Source organism: Reyranella sp. (genome assembly GCF_052439685.1).
Lineage (GTDB): Bacteria > Pseudomonadota > Alphaproteobacteria > Reyranellales > Reyranellaceae > Reyranella.
Map to the genome: position 1 here is coordinate 19,535 of NZ_JBQVQG010000021.1, position 18,562 is coordinate 38,096.

18 protein-coding genes are annotated in these 18,562 nt (G+C 65.0%); 6 read left to right on the plus strand and 12 right to left on the minus strand.

Annotated features, from left to right (window positions below; all coding sequences use genetic code 11):
• Positions 1-6 precede the first annotated feature (6 nt).
• The gene (gene dnaG / locus ACT6UX_RS22305) at positions 7-1,884 is read right to left on the minus strand and encodes a DNA primase (protein WP_444777350.1); all 1,878 of its coding nucleotides are present in this window, start codon (positions 1,882-1,884) and stop codon (positions 7-9) included.
• A gap of 53 nt (positions 1,885-1,937) precedes the next feature.
• A complete protein-coding gene (locus ACT6UX_RS22310) occupies positions 1,938-2,396 on the minus strand; it encodes a GatB/YqeY domain-containing protein (RefSeq protein WP_444777413.1) in 459 nt (152 codons plus the stop codon).
• A 224-nt stretch (positions 2,397-2,620) separates the two neighbouring features.
• Between ACT6UX_RS22310 and carA the strand changes: the two genes are divergently transcribed.
• From carA to greA, 3 genes are all read left to right on the plus strand, one after another.
• A complete protein-coding gene (gene carA, locus ACT6UX_RS22315) occupies positions 2,621-3,805 on the plus strand; it encodes a glutamine-hydrolyzing carbamoyl-phosphate synthase small subunit (RefSeq protein WP_444777351.1) in 1,185 nt (394 codons plus the stop codon).
• Between the two features lie 7 nt (positions 3,806-3,812).
• A complete protein-coding gene (gene carB, locus ACT6UX_RS22320) occupies positions 3,813-7,058 on the plus strand; it encodes a carbamoyl-phosphate synthase large subunit (protein ID WP_444777352.1) in 3,246 nt (1,081 codons plus the stop codon).
• Between the two features lie 94 nt (positions 7,059-7,152).
• Positions 7,153-7,626, plus strand: a complete 474-nt coding sequence (gene greA / locus ACT6UX_RS22325; RefSeq protein WP_444777353.1) for a transcription elongation factor GreA — start codon at positions 7,153-7,155, stop codon at positions 7,624-7,626.
• Here the strand turns inward: greA and ACT6UX_RS22330 are convergent.
• From ACT6UX_RS22330 to ACT6UX_RS22340, 3 genes are all read right to left on the minus strand, one after another.
• A complete protein-coding gene (locus tag ACT6UX_RS22330) occupies positions 7,619-8,185 on the minus strand; it encodes an inner membrane-spanning protein YciB (RefSeq protein ID WP_444777354.1) in 567 nt (188 codons plus the stop codon). The genes greA and ACT6UX_RS22330 overlap by 8 nt on opposite strands.
• Before the next feature lie 88 nt (positions 8,186-8,273).
• On the minus strand, positions 8,274-8,648 hold the full coding sequence (locus ACT6UX_RS22335) for a nuclear transport factor 2 family protein (protein WP_444777355.1): 375 nt from the start codon (positions 8,646-8,648) through the stop codon (positions 8,274-8,276).
• A 4-nt stretch (positions 8,649-8,652) separates the two neighbouring features.
• Complete coding sequence (locus ACT6UX_RS22340) at positions 8,653-9,132, minus strand: Lrp/AsnC family transcriptional regulator (protein ID WP_444777356.1); 480 nt, start codon at positions 9,130-9,132, stop codon at positions 8,653-8,655.
• 177 nt (positions 9,133-9,309) lie between these two features.
• On the opposite strand from ACT6UX_RS22340, the gene trxB reads away from it, so the two are divergent.
• The 3 genes from trxB (at position 9,310) to ACT6UX_RS22355 (ending at position 12,448) form a co-directional block, all read left to right on the plus strand.
• Entirely contained in the window at positions 9,310-10,281 is a 972-nt protein-coding gene (trxB, locus tag ACT6UX_RS22345) for a thioredoxin-disulfide reductase (RefSeq protein ID WP_444777357.1), read from the plus strand.
• Between the two features lie 30 nt (positions 10,282-10,311).
• A complete protein-coding gene (locus ACT6UX_RS22350; RefSeq protein ID WP_444777358.1) occupies positions 10,312-11,202 on the plus strand; it encodes a LysR family transcriptional regulator in 891 nt (296 codons plus the stop codon).
• Positions 11,203-11,569: 367 nt separating this feature from the next.
• Positions 11,570-12,448: a DUF6492 family protein gene (locus tag ACT6UX_RS22355; protein ID WP_444777359.1), complete on the plus strand. Its 879-nt coding sequence runs from the start codon at positions 11,570-11,572 to the stop codon at positions 12,446-12,448.
• An 83-nt stretch (positions 12,449-12,531) separates the two neighbouring features.
• Here the strand turns inward: ACT6UX_RS22355 and ACT6UX_RS22360 are convergent, their stop codons facing one another.
• The 7 genes from ACT6UX_RS22360 to ACT6UX_RS22390 all read right to left on the minus strand — a co-directional run bounded on the left by ACT6UX_RS22360 (position 12,532) and on the right by ACT6UX_RS22390 (position 18,507).
• On the minus strand, positions 12,532-13,671 hold the full coding sequence (locus ACT6UX_RS22360) for a CaiB/BaiF CoA transferase family protein (RefSeq protein WP_444777360.1): 1,140 nt from the start codon (positions 13,669-13,671) through the stop codon (positions 12,532-12,534).
• Positions 13,668-14,834 carry an acyl-CoA dehydrogenase family protein gene (locus ACT6UX_RS22365; protein WP_444777361.1) on the minus strand — a complete coding sequence of 389 codons (1,167 nt, stop codon included), beginning with the start codon at positions 14,832-14,834 and terminating at the stop codon, positions 13,668-13,670. The genes ACT6UX_RS22360 and ACT6UX_RS22365 overlap by 4 nt, the downstream gene beginning before the upstream one ends.
• A 10-nt stretch (positions 14,835-14,844) precedes the next feature.
• On the minus strand, positions 14,845-15,186 hold the full coding sequence (locus ACT6UX_RS22370) for a DUF7508 domain-containing protein (protein ID WP_444777362.1): 342 nt from the start codon (positions 15,184-15,186) through the stop codon (positions 14,845-14,847).
• A 3-nt stretch (positions 15,187-15,189) separates the two neighbouring features.
• Complete coding sequence (locus ACT6UX_RS22375; RefSeq protein ID WP_444777363.1) at positions 15,190-15,951, minus strand: enoyl-CoA hydratase/isomerase family protein; 762 nt, start codon at positions 15,949-15,951, stop codon at positions 15,190-15,192.
• A gap of 5 nt (positions 15,952-15,956) precedes the next feature.
• Complete coding sequence (locus ACT6UX_RS22380) at positions 15,957-16,928, minus strand: Bug family tripartite tricarboxylate transporter substrate binding protein (protein ID WP_444777364.1); 972 nt, start codon at positions 16,926-16,928, stop codon at positions 15,957-15,959.
• Between the two features lie 72 nt (positions 16,929-17,000).
• Positions 17,001-17,975, minus strand: a complete 975-nt coding sequence (gene msrP, locus ACT6UX_RS22385; protein ID WP_444777365.1) for a protein-methionine-sulfoxide reductase catalytic subunit MsrP — start codon at positions 17,973-17,975, stop codon at positions 17,001-17,003.
• Between the two features lie 94 nt (positions 17,976-18,069).
• Positions 18,070-18,507, minus strand: a complete 438-nt coding sequence (locus ACT6UX_RS22390; protein ID WP_444777366.1) for a hypothetical protein — start codon at positions 18,505-18,507, stop codon at positions 18,070-18,072.
• Between the last annotated feature and the right edge of the window lie 55 nt (positions 18,508-18,562).

The following is an 18,562-nucleotide window of genomic DNA, read 5'->3' on the forward strand; positions in this document are numbered from 1 at the left end:
CGCCGGCTACAGCGCATTCGATTCCAGGCTTTCTCGCCGCATTCGGTCGAGAATGGCATGAAGTCGCCGCAAATTCTCCTCGGACATGTCCTCTGCGAGAGCATCTTCCGCCCGTTTCAGCTCTTCGGGGTCGGTCCGGAGATGGCTGACATGACGGGCGGCCCGGCGCCACTGGCCGACCCAGCCGTCCGCCTCCGCGGGCTCGTCGCGGAAGGCTTCGCGGGCCTTGGCCTGGGCCGAGGCTGCCAGCTGCCCCAGGCCCATCCTCTGGAGATGCTGGCCGATCAGCTCGGCTTCGAGGGAGGGATCGCCCGCCGCTTCATCGGCCGCCGGGTCGACCCCGGACGGCACCAGCGAGAGGGCATCCAGAAGTCCGCTGCGCAGACGGCTCAGGTCGGGACTGGCGATCGGTAGGGCCGCCAGGTCTTCGGCCAGGATGTGAAGCAGTGCCGGCCGCTCGATCAGCGCTCCCAGCAAGCCCCACTCCTGGCGGGAGGCGTCGAGATCCTGGCCCGAGCGGCGGGCCGCCGAGCCGGCCGCGAAAGGCGCGGGTTCGGGCTCGCCGGGGCGTCGGAATGGCTTGCGGAAATTTCCAGGCTGCCAGGCCGGCGCCTCGGGGCGGCGAAGCCGGTTCAGCCGGTTGCGCATCTCCGTGCGGTAATAGTCGCGCACGACCGGATCGGCGATCTCGGCCACCCGTTGCTCGACGCTCTGCTGCAGGCTCGCCCGGCGTTCCGGGGTATCGGCCGGCTTGCCTTCGATCTCCAGATCCCAGACCACGTCCGACAGCGGACGGGCGAGGTCGAGGGTGCGGCGCACCGCGTCGGGACCGCGGGTCCGGATCAGGCTGTCGGGGTCCTCGCCCGCCGGCAGCGTGAGAAAACGCAGACTCTTTCCGGGACGGAGCAGGGGAAGCGCCCGTTCAGCGGCCCGGGACATGGCGCGCCGTCCCGCATTGTCGCCGTCGAAACAGAGAAAGGGCTCGTCCGCGAGCTTCCAGAGTTCTCCCAACTGTCCCTCGGTCAGCGCGGTGCCGAGCGGCGCCACGGCGCCGGTGAAGCCCGCCCCGTGGAGCGCGATCACGTCCATGTAGCCTTCGGCCACGATCACCGGCTGATCCTTGGTCACGGCCTGGCGGGCCCGATCGAGGCAGTAGAGATTGGCTCCCTTGTGGAAGAGCGGCGTCTCGGGCGAGTTCAGGTATTTGGGCTCGCCGGCGCCCATGACGCGCCCGCCGAAGGCGATGGCCCGTCCGCGGCGGTCGTTGATGACGAACATCACGCGGCCGCGGAAGCGGTCATAGGGCTCGCGCCGGTCTTCCGGCTGGATGGCGAGCCCGGCCTCCACGATCTTCTCGAGGGGGACGTTCTCGCGCTTCAGGGCGGCGAGGAGGCCGTCCCGCGAATCGGGCGCAAAGCCCAAGCGGAAGTCGTCGATCGTCGTGTCGGAAAGGCCGCGCCCCCGCAGATAATCCAGTCCCTGGCGGCCGACCGGCAGGCGAAGCTGCTTCTGGAACCAGACGGCCGCCATTTCCACGACCTGCTGGAGAGTCGAAGCCCGGTCGGCCCGCTCGCGTTCGGCCGGCGTGGCTACAGGCACCGGCAGATTGACCTCGCGGGCGAGCTTTTCGACCGTTTCAGGGAAGGAAAGTCCCTCTGTCTTCATGACGAAGTCGATGGCGCTGCCTTTCTCGTGGCAGCCGAAGCAATAGAAGAAGCCCTTCTTGTCGTTGACTGTGAAGGAGGGGGTCTTCTCGTTGTGGAAGGGACAGAGGCCCGCGTACTCGGCCCCCGAGCGGCGCTTCAGCGACACCTTCCGGCCGACGATGTCGGACAGGCTGAGGCGCGCGCGCAGTTCGTCGAGGAAGCCCGGAGGGAACGCCATCCCCTAAGATGGCCCTCGCGTCGGAGCCACGCCATAGGGGATAGCGGGGATGATCAGGCGCTCAATGCTTTTTTGACGGCGGCCGACGCCTTGGCAAAGTCCATCTGGCCGGCGTATTTGCCCTTCAGGGCGGCCATGACGCCGCCCATGTCCTTGACCGAGGTGGCGCCGGCGGCGGCAATCGCCTCGCGCACGGCGGCCTCGACGGCGGCCTCGTCCATCTGCTGGGGCAGGAAGCGTTCGATGACGGCGATTTCGGCCTTTTCCTTATCGGCCAAGTCGGCGCGGCCGCCTTTTTCATAGAGAGCGATCGACTCGTTGCGCTGCTTGATCATGCCCTGCATCAGCGACAGAATCCTGTCGTCGGCCACGCCTTCGCGGCTGGCCTCGGTGCGGGCCGCGATATCGGCGTCCTTGAGCTTCGCCAAGATGAGCCGAATCGTGCCCAGCGCGGCCTGATCCTTGGCGCGCATCGCGTCTTTCATCGCTTCGGTCAGTTTTTCGCGCAGCATCGCTTGGGTCCTGTTGGTACGCCCGAAGGCTAAGGGGCGGAAACTAATCGCCCCAGCCGCTGTTGGCAAAGCAAATAAGCTATTGAAATAGCTTAGAAATTGGCTGCCTTCCGCGCCTTGACCCTCTGCGGCGGCTTGGCTACAACCCGCCCGGCTTGCCGATCGCCTCGCCCATGCCGGGTCCGGGGCGAGGCCGCGCGAGCCGCACGAACGGGCAAATCATCATGACTTCACCTAAGACCGCCGGTGCGAATGACGCCGCGCCGCGTTGGGCCACGGCCGCGCTGGTGCTGGCTGACGGCACGGTCTTCTGGGGCAAGGGAGTGGGCGCCGCCGGCCACGCCGTGGGCGAGGTCTGCTTCAACACCTCGATGACCGGGTACCAGGAGATCATCACCGATCCCTCCTATGCCGGCCAGATCATTACGTTCACCTTCCCGCACATCGGCAACGTTGGCACCAATCTCGAGGACATCGAGACGATCACCCCGGCCGCGCGCGCCGTCGTGCTGCGCGGCGACATCACCGAGCCGGCCAACTGGCGCTCCGTAAAGCCGCTCAACGACTGGCTGAAGAGCCACAATCTGCCTGGCATCTGCGACGTCGACACGCGCGCCATTACGCGTCGCATCCGCGACGGCGGCCCGCCCAACGGCGTCGTCGTCCATGCGCCGGACGGCAAGTTCGACATCCCGAAGATGCGCCAGATCGCGCTCGACTGGCCGGGTCTCGACGGGATGGACCTGGCGATCGAGGTCACGACCAAGCAGACCTACCATTGGGACGAGACCAAGTGGGCCCTGGGCAAGGGCTACGGCAAGCTCACCAACCCCAAGTATCACGTCGTCGCGGTCGATTACGGCGCCAAGCGCAACATCCTGCGCTGCCTCGCCAACACCGGCTGCAAGGTCACGGTCGTGCCGGCCACGGCCACGGCCGAGGACATCCTGCGACACAATCCCGATGGTGTCTTCTTGTCCAACGGCCCGGGTGATCCTGCGGCGACCGCGGTCTATGCCTCGCCCGCCATCCAGGCCGTGCTCGAGAAGAAGGTGCCGCTGTTCGGCATCTGCCTCGGACACCAGATCCTCGCTCTGACGCTTGGCGGCAAGACGCGCAAGATGGAACGTGGCCACCGCGGCGCCAACCAGCCGGTCAAGGATCTGACCACCGGTAAGGTCGAAATCACGTCGCAGAACCATGGCTTCTGCGTGATCCCAGAATCGCTGCCGGCAAACACGGAAGTGACGCACGTCTCCCTGTTCGACGGCATCAACGAAGGCCTGCGCTGTACCGACAAGCCGGCCTTCTCGGTCCAGTATCACCCCGAAGCCTCGCCCGGCCCGACCGACAGTCACTATCTCTTCGATCGCTTCGTCGAGATGATCGACAAGAGCAAGGGCAAGTAGAGAAATCATGCCCAAGCGCACAGACATAAAGAGCATCCTCGTCATCGGTGCCGGCCCGATCGTCATCGGTCAGGCCTGCGAATTCGATTATTCCGGCGTCCAGGCCTGCAAGGCGCTGAAGGACGAGGGCTATCGGGTCATCCTGATCAACTCCAACCCGGCCACGATCATGACCGATCCGGGGCTGGTCGATGCGACCTATATCGAGCCGATCACGCCCGACTTCGTGGCGCGCATCATCGAGAAGGAAAAACCCGACGCCATCCTGCCGACCATGGGCGGCCAGACGGCGCTCAACACCGCGATGTCGCTGCATCGCGATGGACGGCTCGAGAAGTATGGCGTCGAGCTGATCGGCGCCAATGCCGAGGCCATCGACAAGGCCGAGGACCGGCTGCTGTTCCGCGATGCCATGACCAAGATCGGGCTCGAATGCCCGAAGAGCGAGGTCGTGCACAATCGCGAAGAGGCGGCGACCGCGCTCGAGCGGGTCGGCCTCCCGGCGATCATCCGCCCGTCCTTCACGTTAGGCGGCACCGGCGGCGGCATCGCCTACAATCGCGATGAGTATTTCGAGATCGTGGCCGGCGGCGTCGATGCCTCGCCGGTCGGCGAGGTACTGGTCGAGGAATCCGTGCTCGGCTGGAAAGAGTACGAGATGGAGGTCGTGCGCGACCGCAACGACAACTGCATCATCATCTGCTCGATCGAGAACGTCGATCCGATGGGCGTGCATACCGGCGACTCGGTGACCGTGGCGCCGGCGCTGACGCTCACCGACAAGGAATACCAGATCATGCGCGACGCCTCGATTGCGTGCCTGCGCGAGATCGGCGTCGATACGGGCGGTTCGAACGTGCAGTTCGCGGTCGATCCGGCGACCGGCCGCATGGTGGTTATCGAGATGAATCCGCGCGTGTCGCGGTCCTCGGCGCTTGCGTCGAAGGCCACGGGCTTCCCGATCGCCAAGGTCGCCGCCCGGCTCGCAGTCGGCTACACGCTCGACGAGCTCCTGAACGACATCACCGGCGAGACGCCGGCCTCTTTCGAGCCGACGATCGACTACGTCGTCACCAAGATGCCGCGCTTCGCCTTCGAGAAGTTTCCGGGTGCGGAGCCGCTGCTCAACACCTCGATGAAGAGCGTCGGCGAGGCGATGTCGATCGGCCGGACCTTCCAGGAATCGCTGCAGAAGGCGCTGCGCTCGATGGAGACGGGCCTGACCGGCCTGAACGAGATCGAGATCAAGGGTGCGCCCGACAAGTCGGCCATCGTGGGCGCTCTGGCGCGGCCGACGCCCGACCGCATCCTGGTGATCGCCCAGGCGTTCCGTTGCGGCCTGAGCGTGGAAGAGATCGCCCAGGCGTCAAAGTACGAGCCTTGGTTCCTGCGCCAGATCGAGCAGCTCGTCGCCATCGAGGCGAGCGTGCGCAAGGACGGCCTGCCGAAGGATGCCAAGGCTTTCTTCGACCTCAAGAAGAAGGGCTTCTCCGACGAGCGGCTGGGCGAGCTGACGAAGCAGGGCGCCGACGACGTGGCCAGGAAGCGCCGCGCGCTCGGCGTGCGGCCGGTCTTCAAGCGCATCGACACCTGCGCCGCCGAGTTCGAATCGCGTACGCCGTATCTGTATTCCTGCTACGAGGGCGACGGTGTACGGCCGGCGGAATGCGAGGCGCAGCCGACCGACCGGCGCAAGGTCATCATCCTGGGCGGCGGTCCGAATCGGATCGGCCAGGGCATCGAGTTCGACTATTGCTGCGTCCATGCCGTCTACGCGCTGCGCGATGCCGGCTACGAGACCATCATGGTCAACTGCAATCCCGAGACCGTGTCGACCGACTACGACACGGCCGACCGTCTGTACTTCGAGCCACTGACCGCCGAGGACGTGATCGAGCTGGTCGAGGTCGAGCGCCGCAATGGCGAGCTGATGGGCCTGATCGTGCAGTTCGGCGGCCAGACGCCGCTCAAGCTCGCCAAGCCGCTCGAGGCGGCGGGCATCCCGATCCTGGGCACCTCGCCCGACGCGATCGATCTCGCCGAGGACCGCGAGCGCTTCCAGAAGCTGATCCACGAGCTCAAGCTGCGCCAACCCGACAACGGCACGGCCACGTCGCAAGAGAAGGCCATCGAGATTGCCGAGAAAATCGGCTATCCGGTCGTTATCCGCCCGTCCTACGTGCTGGGAGGACGCGCGATGCAGATCGTCTACGATCGCGCCGCCATCGAGCGTTACATGCGCGATGCCGTGAAGGTCTCGGGCAGCAATCCAGTGCTGATCGACTCCTATCTGCGCGACGCCATCGAGGTCGATGTCGACGCCCTGGCCGACAAGGACCAGAACGTGTTCGTTGCCGGCATCATGGAGCATATCGAGGAGGCGGGAATCCATTCCGGCGACTCCGCCTGCTCGCTGCCGCCTTATTCGCTGTCGGCCAAGATTCTGGCCGAGATCGAGCGCCAGACCGAGGCGATGGCCAAGGCGCTTCATGTCGTCGGCCTCATGAACGTGCAGTTCGCCGTCAAGGATGGCGAAGTCTACGTCCTGGAAGTCAATCCGCGCGCCAGCCGCACGGTCCCCTTCGTGGCCAAGGCGACCGGGCAACCGATCGCCAAGTTCGCGGCCCGCCTGATGGCCGGCGAAGCGTTGAAGTCGCTCGGCATCAAGAAAGCCAAGGGCAAGCATATCGCGGTCAAGGAGGCGGTGTTCCCCTTTGCCCGGTTCCCCGGCGTCGACATCATCCTCGGCCCGGAAATGCGTTCGACCGGCGAGGTCATGGGCCTCGACATGGATTTCGGGCGCGCCTTCGCCAAGTCGCAGCTCGGCGCCGGCAGCAAGGTGCCTGTCGAGGGCGCGGTGTTCGTCTCGGTCAAGGATCAGGACAAGGCAGCGATGGTGAAACCCCTGAAGCGGCTGATCGAACTGGGCTTCAAGGTCGTGGCGACCCGCGGCACGGCGGAGTTCCTCGCTAAGCATTCGATCGAGGCGCAGCAGGTCAACAAGGTGCTGGAAGGCCGGCCCCATATCGTCGACCTGATGAAGGACGGCAAGGTGCAGCTCGTCTTCAATACGGTCGATGGCGCAAGCGCCCTGACGGACAGCTTCACGCTCCGGCGCACCGCCCTGATGCACAAGATCGCGTACTATACGACGGTCGCCGGCGCCAAGGCGGCGGTCGAGGGCATTGCCGCGGTCAAGCAAGGCGGGCTCGACGTGGCGCCGCTGCAATCCTACTTCAAGACCGCCTTCTAACCGGGCGGTCATTCCTGCAACGTGCCGAACGGCACCTCGTTTTGGGGCTGCGTTCGGCGTTGACGCCGTACGACTGATCAAGGACGATTTGGCGATGGAACGTATTCCCATGACGGCCGAGGGGCTCCAGCGCCTCGAAGGCGAACTGAAAGTGCTGAAGAGCGTCGAGCGCCCGGCGATCATCAAGGCCATCGCGACGGCGCGCGAGCACGGCGACCTCTCGGAGAACGCCGAGTACACGTCGGCGCGCGAGAAGCAGAGCTTCATCGAGGGGCGCATCGCCGAGCTCGAGGACATCATCTCGCGGACCGAGGTGATCGACTTCTCGAAACTCAGCGGCAAGGTTGTCAAATTCGGCGCGATCGTGCGTCTGGCCGACGAGGATACCGACGAGACGGTGAAGTACCAGATCGTCGGGCCCTACGAGGCCGATCTCGCCAAGGGCCGCATCTCCGTGACCTCGCCGATCGGGCGCGCGCTGATCGGCAAGACGGTCGGCGACCGGGTCGAGGTCCAGACGCCGCGCGGCGGCAAGTCCTACGAAGTGGTGGGCGTGCAGTTCAACTAGCCGCCATCATGGCGCGCGCTCGGCGGATACCGGTCGACTTCATGACCGCGTACTGGATGCCGAACAGGCCGACCTTGCTGCCGATCGCCCAGACCGACTTCACGGCGGCCCAGCTCGTCACGTCGAGTGTCAGGGCGAGCGCGATATTGAGCCCGGCCGAGAAGAACATCAGCCCTGCCCAGACATAGCCGAAGGTGATGGCGAGGTCGGGAACGGTCGCGCGCGCGATCGGCGGCAGGTAGCGGGTCATCCAGCCTCGCTTCAGCATCACCACGCCGACGCTCCCGTAGATGATGCTGGGCTTCAGCATGATGAAGAGCGGATCGTCGGTCAGGAACGTCGCCGTGCCCGACGCGAAGATGATGACGAGGCTCAGCCACTGAAGCGCCTCGACGGGCTGCTTGCGGGCGAGCTGCCAGCCGATCTGGCCGATGCCCAGTGCCATGCCGAGCCCGACAGCAAGGAAGAGATTGCCGGTGATCGCGTAGACGGCGAGGAAGAGCAGAGTCGATGCCAGGTCGAGCAGCAGAATCTTGGACGCCTGGAAGAGATTCCTCATGGCTCGCGACCTTCATCTTTTCGACAACGGTGTGTATTTAAAGCACGCTATCAATACACGGCGTTTCCCGCAAGAGTCGTCGGAGCGTCTAGTCGACGACCTTGATGTAGGTGTCCTTCATCACGATCAGGCCGCGCCGGAAGGTGTAGAGGTCGCAGCCCAGCCACTCCTGGCGTTCGCCTGACCTGAGCGTGGCGGTCCGGTGCCATTCGGTCACCGCGCGATCTCCGCAGATGAATTCGTGGGTGTGAATCCACTTCACGTCGCCGGTATTGGCGAACAGCGGCTCGAAGTAGCTGCGGATCGCCGCCTTGCCCTTGAAACTCTGGCCCCAATGGTCGGGACCCCTGGCGTTGCGGAATTCGCCATCCTCGGCGAACGACTCGACGATCCCGTCGACGTCGCGCCGGGCAAAGGCATCGGCAACCCGGTGCAGGATTTCGAAGGTGACGTCGTCGGTCATCGATTCACGCTTCCGTCGAGATCGGCACGCCGGGGACTTCCTTCGCCGTCCGGAACACCATCATGGACTTCACATGGCTGACATTGGGGGCCGAGGTGAGGCGGGTCGTCAGGAATTTCTGATAGTCGTCCCAGGTTTCTGCCACGATCTTGAGCAGGAAATCGGCCTCGCCGGCCAGCATGTGGCACTCGCGGACCTCGTCCCAGTCGGCGATCAGTGCCTCGAAAGCCTTGAGATCGGCTTCCGCCTGGCTGTTCAGCCCGACCAGGGCAAATACCGACACGCTGTAGCCGAGTGCCTCCGGGCTCAGATCTGCATGATAACCCTTGATGATGCCGGCCCGCTCCAGGGCCCTCACGCGGCGCAGGCAAGGCGGTGCCGATATGCCGGCCCGTTCGGCCAGTTCCACGTTGGTCATGCGTCCATTGGACTGCAGGTCGCTGAGAATTCGCCGGTCAATTCGATCGAGCTTGGCCCGAGCCATCAGTATTCCTCCGTTGGGCGCGGTCTATGCCAGAACCATGCCGATCACGCAATAAAGTTGCGAGGATTCGCCAATTGCCTGTGAACAATTGCGTGTGAAATCGACTTCTATCCGTGCAACTCAACGGAGGTTTGCATATATGTTCAAGATATGCGGTTGGCGGGATGCGGGGCGGACATGGCAGAAACTCACCGAAGCAAGGTAATGATCCTGGGCTCCGGCCCGGCCGGCTACACGGCGGCTATCTATGCTGCGCGCGCAAGCCTCAAGCCCATGCTGGTGCAGGGCATCCAGCCCGGTGGCCAGCTCACGATCACGACCGACGTCGAGAACTATCCGGGCTTCGCGGACGTCATCCAGGGACCGTGGCTGATGGAGCAGATGCAGAAGCAGGCCGAGCATGTCGGCACGCAGATGTTCTTCGACACGATCGTGGACGTCGACGTCTCGGTGCGGCCGTTCGTCTGCCTGGGCGATTCCGGCGACCGCTACGAGGCCGATTCGCTCGTCGTCGCGACGGGCGCGACGGCGAAGTGGCTGGGCCTGCCCAGCGAGGAGACTTTCCGCGGCGGCGGTGTCTCGGCCTGCGCGACCTGCGACGGCTTCTTCTTCCGTAACAAAGAAGTGATCGTGGTCGGCGGCGGCAATACCGCGGTCGAGGAGGCCCTCTATCTGACCCATCACGCCTCCAGGGTCACGCTCGTCCACCGTCGCGACGGTTTTCGCGCGGAGAGGATCCTCCAGGACCGTCTGTTCAAGAATCCCAAGGTCCGCGTCATCTGGGACCACGTCGTCGACGAGGTTCTCGGGGAGAAGGCCCCAGCGCCGGTCGTCACGGGGGCGCGCCTGCGCAATGTGAAGACGGGCGCGGTGCAGGACGTCAAGGCCGACGGGTTCTTCGTGGCGATCGGCCATTCGCCCAACACCGAGCTGTTCAAGGGCAAGCTCGAGATGGACGGCGAGGGCTATCTGGTCACCCGGCCTGATTCGACCGCGACCAACATCGCGGGCGTTTTTGCGGCCGGGGACGTGCAGGACAAGGTTTTCCGGCAGGCCGTGACGGCGGCGGGAACAGGCTGCATGGCCGCGCTCGAAGCCGAAAAGTGGCTGGCAGGTCAGGAGGCGCGCCACGCAGAAGCGGCCGAGTAGGCGGCGGGGCGTGGGCAGGGGAGGGTTGTGATGGACTGGGACAAGCTGCGGATATTCCAGGCCGTGGCGGATGCCGGCAGCTTTACTCATGCGGGCGAGTCGCTGAAGCTCAGCCAGTCGGCGATCTCGCGCCAGATCGGCGCGCTCGAGGAACAGCTTGGCGTCATGCTGTTCCACCGGCATGCGCGAGGCCTGATTCTCACGGAGCAGGGCGAGCTGCTCTACCGCACGGCGCGTGATATGGCCGCCAAGGTCAACACGGCCGAGGCGCTGTTGCGGGCCAACCAGGACAAGCCGGCCGGGCGGCTCAAGATCCACGCGACGGTCGGGTTCGGCTCCACCTGGCTGACGGCTCAGATGCACGAGTTCATCGCACTCTATCCCGAGATCGACGTGAGCCTCGTCCTGTCCGACAACGAGCTCGATCTCGGTATGCGCGAGGCCGACGTGGCGATCCGAATGGTCATGCCACGACAGCCGGGACTGGTGCAGCGTCACCTGCTCACCGTCCGCAGCCATGTCTATGCCTCGCAGGACTATGTGCAGAAATACGGCAAGCCCACTACGATCGACGAACTCGACGGGCATCGCCTCATCATCTTTGGCGAGGATGCGCGCGCGCCGGTCCAGGACGTGAACTGGCTGCTTCGCGAGGGCAATCCCGACCAGAATCCGCGGCTCGTGGTTCTGCGCGTGAATAATACCTACGGGATTTTCCGTGCCGTCGAATCCGGCCTCGGCATCGCGTCCCTGCCCGACTACCTCGCGCGCGAATCGACCAAGCTGGAGATGCTGTTGCCCGACCTCAATGTCCGGACGACCGACGTCTACTTCACCTATCCGGAGGAGCTGCGGCACTCCAAGCGCATCGCCGTTTTTCGGGATTTCTTGCTGCGGAAAGTCGCCGAGACACGTTTCTGATGTTTGTGACTTGCAGTATTGCATAGTCGGTGAAAGGCATGCGTAGCCCGCATGCCAGTGTCCAAAACTTCACCACTACCAATCTTTTCCACGAGGCATAGGTTCAGTATAGGTTTTCGACACGACTGGTTTTTGGCTGATCGGTTCGAAACTCGGGATCCTCATGATCCCACGTCTCCCAGACGTGAAGCCTCCCTGTTTGACTCGCCGGGCCTTTGTGCCCGGCGTTTTTTTTGCTTTGTCCCGCCATTTTTTGCGTTTTTGAATATGGGGCAATCTGCCGCTGAGAGGCCACCGTGAGGACTTAACCTATCGATTGATATGATGTCGATGATGCCCATATATGGTTCAGGAGAGTACATTCGATATGTTTTCAGAGATCAGACAAGGAATCCTCCCGCTCGCCCTGCGCAACATCAAGCGCTTGGGCGATCTGGAGCGTGCCGGACTTCTGATCGAATCGCTGGCCAAGCACTGGCGGGACAGCAAGCCTTTCGAGCTTTTGATCATCGCCCCTGATCGCGACGCGAACCTGTTGCGATCCAACCTGCCTCGCTTTCCCAACATTGAAGTCACGGTGCGCCGCGAGGGCGACTTCTTCCCGGCCTTCAGTTCCTTCTACTGGATGACCGGCTGGTACCGGCAACAGATCGTGAAGTTGCATGTGCCGGCAGTATTGGGCTTCGGCGGATTCTTCACGCTCGATTCCGATGTCTGCTGCGTCGGGGACTTCGATTCGCGCACTTTCGTGCAGTACGACCGGGCGCTCTCGCGGTGGGAGCCCAAGCAGCATCACAACTGGTGGCAGAGCGCGTCGGAGGTGATCGGCATTCCCTACGATTCGAGGTCGCATGGCCTCTCTGTCACGCCGAACATCCTGCACGGCGACCTGGCGCGACAGACGCTGGAGCGCCTGCGCGGTCCGCGGATGAGCGCAATGACCTCCCTGCTGCTGTGGAAAGTGCGCAAGCCGCTGCAGGTGCCGTGGACGGAATATTCGCTCTACACCAGCACCGCCGAGATCAACGGCACGCTCTACGACTATCACGCCGAGTGGGACACCTGTTACACGTCCGACGTCCAGCTCTTCTCGGAACGGTCCTGCGTCTGGGGAGCCGACGATTTCGAGCGGCTGGTGCGGCTGCCCAACGGCACCGACCCCGGCGGCAAGTTCATCATCGTGCAGAGCCACGCGCGCATCCCGCTCCAGCAGGTGCGCGACTACTGCCTGAGCTTCGCCGGCTGACCGGAGCGGCTTGACCCGCGAGCGTCATCCTGAGAGCCGTGACGGGCCCTTCGGCTTCGCCTTAGGACGTGACGTCCCTGGCGTCACGCTTTCCCGTTGTGTTCGCCGATCTTCGGGGCGGTCTCCATACCCCCCACACGCTGGCCGTCGAGGCTGAGCGGCAGCCCGTGGAACAGGGCATTCGATCCGGCGTAGGGCTGCATGAACATCCCCAGCGCCGCGACCTGTGCCAGCTCCATGACCTGGGGCACGGTGTTCAGCGGTCCGTTGGGCACGCCCAGCGCATCTAGCTTGGTCGCCCAATGGGCACGAGGATGCTCCTTCATGATGTCGGAGATCATGCCGAGCAGCAGCTCGCGCCGCTCTGCGCGCTGCACGTTCGTCCTGAAACGCTCCTCGTCCGGCCATTCCGGATGGCCCAGCGCCTCGGCGAACTTGCGCCAGAGCCGGTCGTTGCCTGGGCAGATCATTAGCGGCCCGTCGCTGCACTCGAAGGCCTGGTAGGGCGTCAGGGACGGATGGCCGGTGCCCTGGCGCGGCGGCATTTTGCCGGTCACCGACCAGCCCGCGACATGGTTGGAGGCCCACATCAGCCCGCTCTCGAACAGCGAGGTGTTCACCAGGCTGCCCTGGCCCGTGGCCGTGCGTCGGGCCAGCGCCGCCAGCACACCGATCGCGGTCCACATGCCGGTCGACAGATCGATGATCGAGACGCCGATCCGCGCTTCCGGTCCCGTGGGATCGCCATTCAGCGAGATCAGGCCGGCGACGGCCTGGATGATCGGTTCGTAGCCCGGCCGGTCTTTCCACGGACCGGCATGGCCGAAGGCCCCGAGGTCTGCATAGATCAGGCGCGGGAAGTGTTTGGTAAGCGTGGCGCCATCGAAGCCGAACTTGGCCGGCACGTCGGCGCGCAGATTGTGCACGAAGATATCGGCCGCGCCGATACGCTCGATCAGCGCCGCGCGCTGCGCCGGATCGGCGAGGTCGCAGGTGATCGACTTCTTGCCGCGGTTCAGCGCGATGAAGCCCGTGGCATCGCCCTCGACGAACGGAGGACCCCATTTGCGCGCATCGTCGCCCTCCGGCCGTTCGACCTTGACCACCTCGGCGCCGAGGAAAGCCAGGATCTGGCCACAATAGGGACCGGCCAGGTTTTGGCCGAACTCGACGACCTTGATGCCCGTGAGAGGGCCGGGGACCTGTCCGGAATTCGTGCTCATCGCAGGTTGCTCCCCAGGATCTCGCGCGCGATCACCATGCGCTGGACCTCGCTCGGGCCTTCGCCGACCCGGCGGATACGCATCTCTCGGTACCAGCGCTCCAGCGGCAGGTCCTTGGTCATGCCCATGCCGCCATGGATCTGCATCGAGCGATCGACCACGCGGCCGCCGCCTTCCGACGCGGTGAGCTTTGCGATCGAGGCCTCGATCTTGAAGGGCAGGCCACGCCGTGCCTTCTCCGCCGCCTCCAGCGTGAAGTGCCGCGCCGTCCGGATGTCGATCTCGTTGTCGACCAGCATCCATTGCACGGCCTGCCGATGCGACAGCTTCTCGCCGAAGGTCGTGCGCATCTTGGCCCATTCGATCGCCATCTCATGCGCGGCGATCGCGACGCCGATGCAGCCCGCGGCATAGGGGATGCGCTGGCGGGTCAGCCGGTCGTTGGCGACCGCGAATCCCTTGTTCACCTCGCCGAGCACCTGGTGGTCGCTGACCCAGCAATCCTTGAACTCGAGTTCGGTCGCGTAATGCGACGAGCGCAGCGTGTGCACGACCCGCCGCACGTGGAAGCCCGGCGTGTCGCTGTCGATGATGAAGCAGGTGATGCCGGCCCGCCCCTTCGACGAATCGGTGCGGGCGAAGACGATGCCGTACTGTGCGCGATCGGCGTTGGAGATGAAGATCTTGGCGCCGTTCAGCACCCAGCCATTGTCCTTGCGCTCGGCTTTCGTCTGGATGGCGCGCGCCGGATCGCTGCCGCCCGACGGCTCGGTGAGGCCGAAGAACGCCTTCTTCTCGCCGCGCAGGGTCGGGTAGAGATAGCGCTCCTTCTGATCTTCGTTGGCCTCGAAGATCTGTGCCAGGCCCGCGCCGCCGAAGGTGCCGTAGCAGGGCACGTAGAGGCCGGCACGATGCTGCGCCATCTCGATGGCCAGCAGCACGCGCGTCACGATGTCGATGTCGGGGCCGCCATATTCCTTCGGGATGTCGATGCCGAACAGGCCCATCCCCTTGGTCTTCTCGACCAGCCGCGCGTGATCGGCAGGATCGAGTTCGGAGGCGTCCGGATCGAGCTTGGCTTCGAGCGGGATGATCTCCTCGCGCACGAAGCGGCGGACCTGGTCGATCAGCATCTGCTGTTCTGCGGAGGGCTCGAAATCCATCTCTGCCTCTTCAGCTCGGGCTCAGCCGGCCAAGGTTTGGCGGCGGGTTCTTGGCGTTGTCCGGTGGCAGGCTGCCATGGTCGGCCTTGTGCACCATCAGCAGCTCGAACCAGCGTGTACGGTACTGCTGGTTTACCTCGACACGGAACTGGTAGTCCGGCCCGCGCTCGGCGAGTTCGCGCTGCAATTCGCTGCGCAGCCCGAACGGCGCGCGGGCGCCAGCCTGGCCGATGTAGAGGATGGCGCCCTTGGCGTCGGCCACTTGGTAGACGCCGAGCTGGCCCGGCAGGCGGGCGATCTCTTCGGCCATCAGGGGCCGCCACGGCTTGTCGAGGCGGAGCCTGATCGACATGGCCTAGCGCCCCTGGAACTTCGCGGTGCGCTTTTCCAGCCGCGCTTTCATGCCTTCCTGCGCGTCCTGGCTCTTCATCGCGGCCTGCACGAGCGCGTCGACATCGTCGTGCTCGATGCCGTCGCGGAACTCGAGCTGTTTCACCGTGAGCGCCTTCATCGCCTTGAGCGACAGGGGCGCATTGGCCGCCAGCCGGTCGACGACCTTCGAGGCCTCGGCCTCGAGCTGGTCGGCCGGCGCGCAGCGGGCGATCAGGCCCAGCGCATGAAGCTTGGTCGACGGCAGGGGATCGCCCAGTAGCAGCATCTCGCGGGTCGTGACCGGCCCCAGCACTTCCATCAGCTTCTTGGCCAGGAACCAGTTGGGCGCGAGGCCGACCTGGGCCAGTGACATGCCGAACCGCGCCTTCTGGCTCGCCACGACGATATCGCAATGAAGCGCCAGCTCGTTGCCGCCGGCGATCGCATCGCCGTGGACGACGGCGACGACGGGCAGCGGGCAAAGTTCGACCGCGCGCAGCATCACCTCGATGCCGCTGGCACTGCCGCCGCCGATGGTCTCGCGTCGCTCCGCCATGTCGAGGCCGGCGCAGAACACGTCGCCCTTGCCGCGAATCACCACGACACGGTCGTCGGCCGCGATCGGCGCCTGCAACGCCTCGATCATCTCGCGCATCAGCTCGCTGTCGAGCGCGTTGCGCTTCTCCGGCCGGTTCATCCAGATGGTTTTGACCGGACCGTTCTTCTCGATGATGACCTTGTTCATGGCGCTCACTCCGGCTCGATGCCGGCGGCCTTGATCTCCTTGGTCCACCAGGCCGTCTCGCTCCTCACGTAAGCCGCGAATTCGTCGAGGGCGAGCGGGGCGATCTCCATGCGGCCCTGCGTCATGGCCTTGGCGGTGGCCGGATCCTTCAGCGCCTCGGCGATCGCGTCGGCCAGGACCTTCTGGACGTCCTTCGGCGTCGCCGCCGGCGCGAAGACGGCCAGCCAGTAGACCAGCGAATAGCCCGGCACGGCTTCCGCGATCGCCGGCAGATTGGGGGTGACCGTCGTGCGCTTTGGGCCCGTGGTCGCGAGGCCGCGCACGCGGCCGGCTTCGATCTGCGTCAGCGCCTGCGGCAGGTCGGGGAACATCACCTGGACCTGGCCCGAGGCTACGTCGCCGAGCGCCTGCGGGCTGGCCTTGTAAGGCACCCGTTCCATCTTCACGCCCGCCAGCTTGTTGAACATCTCGCCCGAGAGGCGTTGGGAGGCGCTGGCTTCGGCATAGTTGAGCTTGCCGGGATTCTTCTTCGCGTCGTCCACCAGCTCGGCGGTCGTCTTCACCGGCAGCTCGTTGTTCACGACCAGCGCATTGACGCCCATCACGCAGCGCATGATCGGCGCGAAGTCCTTGTCGATGTCGTAGCTCAGCTTTTTGAACAGTGCGCCGTTGGCGGCGTTCGTCGTGTTCGTGCCCATCATAAGCGTGTAGCCATCGGCCGGCGCCGTCGCGACGGCGGAAGCGCCCAGCTGCCCGCTGGCGCCCGGCTTGTTCTCGATCACGACCGGCTGCTTCAGGATCTCCTGCAGCTTGGCGCCGAGGCCGCGCGCTGTCAGGTCGGTGGCGCTGCCGGCCGCGAAGGGTACGACGATCTTGATTGGCTTGTTGGGATAGGCCTGGGCGAAGGCAGCCCTGGACAGCGAACCTGCGGCCAGTGCGGCGGCGCCCGCCAGGGTCGTACGACGGTTGAGCTTCACGTTTCCTCCCGAGGCCTCGTTCGGCCGGGGTCCGTTTTAGCGGCCCGGCGCGACGAGGCAAAGGAGGGTAGGCTACATGAACAGCTTTTCCGCCTTGCGGTTGGCGTACAGGCCGGCCACGAATTCGGCGTAGCCGTTATAGAGCAGGGTCGGGATGCGCTGGTCGCTGCCCAGCGGCTTCTCGGTGGCCTGGCTCCAGCGCGGATGGGCGACCTCCGGGTTGACGTTGGCCCAGAAGCCATACTCGCTGGATTGCAGCCCCTCCCAGAACGTCTTGGGCTTCGTGTCGGTGAACTCGACGCTGACGATCGACTTCACGTTCTTGAAGCCGTACTTCCACGGCGCCACGAGACGCAGCGGCGCGCCATTCTGCTTGGGCATGGGCTTGCCGTAGAGACCGGTCGCGATGAAGGCCAGGTCGTTCATCGCCTCGTCCATGGCAAGACCCTCGGTGTAGGGCCACGGGTAGAGAAGATCGCGCTGCTCGCGCATCACCGACGGCCTCGACAAGGTCTTCATGACGATGAACTTGGCGCTGCCCAGCGGCTTGCAGACCTCGACCAGCGAGCGCACCGGGAAGCCGGTCCAGGGCACGATCATCGACCAGGTCTCGACGCAGCGATGACGGTAGACGCGCTCCTCGAGCTGCACCCTGGCCAGCAGGTCGTCGATGCCGATCTCGAAGGGCTTCTCGACCATGCCGCCGACCTTGATGGTCCAGGGACGCACGTCGAGCTTCTGGGCGTCCCGCCAGATGCTCTTGTCGGTGCCGAATTCGTAGAAGTTGTTGTAGGTCGTCGCCAGCTTCTCGGCCGTCATTGGTGTCGGCACGCCGTACTTGTCGTTGCGCTTGGCCGGATAGAGGCCGGCGGACGGATCGGCCGACTTGTCTTGCGCCATCGTCACACCGGGCAGCGCCAAGGATGCGGCGCCCAGTCCTGCCGCTAGTCCCATGGACCGCACCATCTCGCGCCGGTTGAGATAGTGGCTCTCCGGTGTCGCCTTGGACTCCGGCAGTTCCCAGCCTCGCGTGTGCTTGATCAGCATGATCCAACTCCTGTTACGCTCTGCCTCTAGATGGCGCCCGGCCGATGGGCCGGCAAATCAACCCTGCTCACTGCTCCGTGACGCGCTGGCGGGCCTAAGGCTGCGCATGGGTGACATCCAGCAGGGTCGGCCACATGACATCGCGCCAGGCACTGTTGCCAACGGCGGTGAAGGTGATCTGTCCTCCCTGAATGAGGAAGAATCGAGGCGTCTCGGCGCCCTGTTCGATTCCGACCTGGCTCATCAGGAAGGCGTCCAGCACCCAGCGCAGGTCCGTGGGCCAGCTCGCGGGCTTCAGCAGGAGCGCCGGTGTCTTCGTGAACACCACGCGGTAATCGACTTTCTGGAAGACCGGGGCCTGCCTGAACAGAGGCTCCCACTGGGTCCGCCAGGTCTTGCAGGGCTCGGACGTCTCGTCGCCGGCAAAGACCAGGATCGGCCTGGCGGCGCCCTGAGCGGCGGCGGTTCGCGCCAACATCGGCGCGGCCGTCAGCGACAGGCCGGCGGCGACCACGCTACGTCTCTTGAACATCAACCTACGTCTCCCCCTCGTGGACGGGTCCCACGAGGGTAATATGCGGTATCGC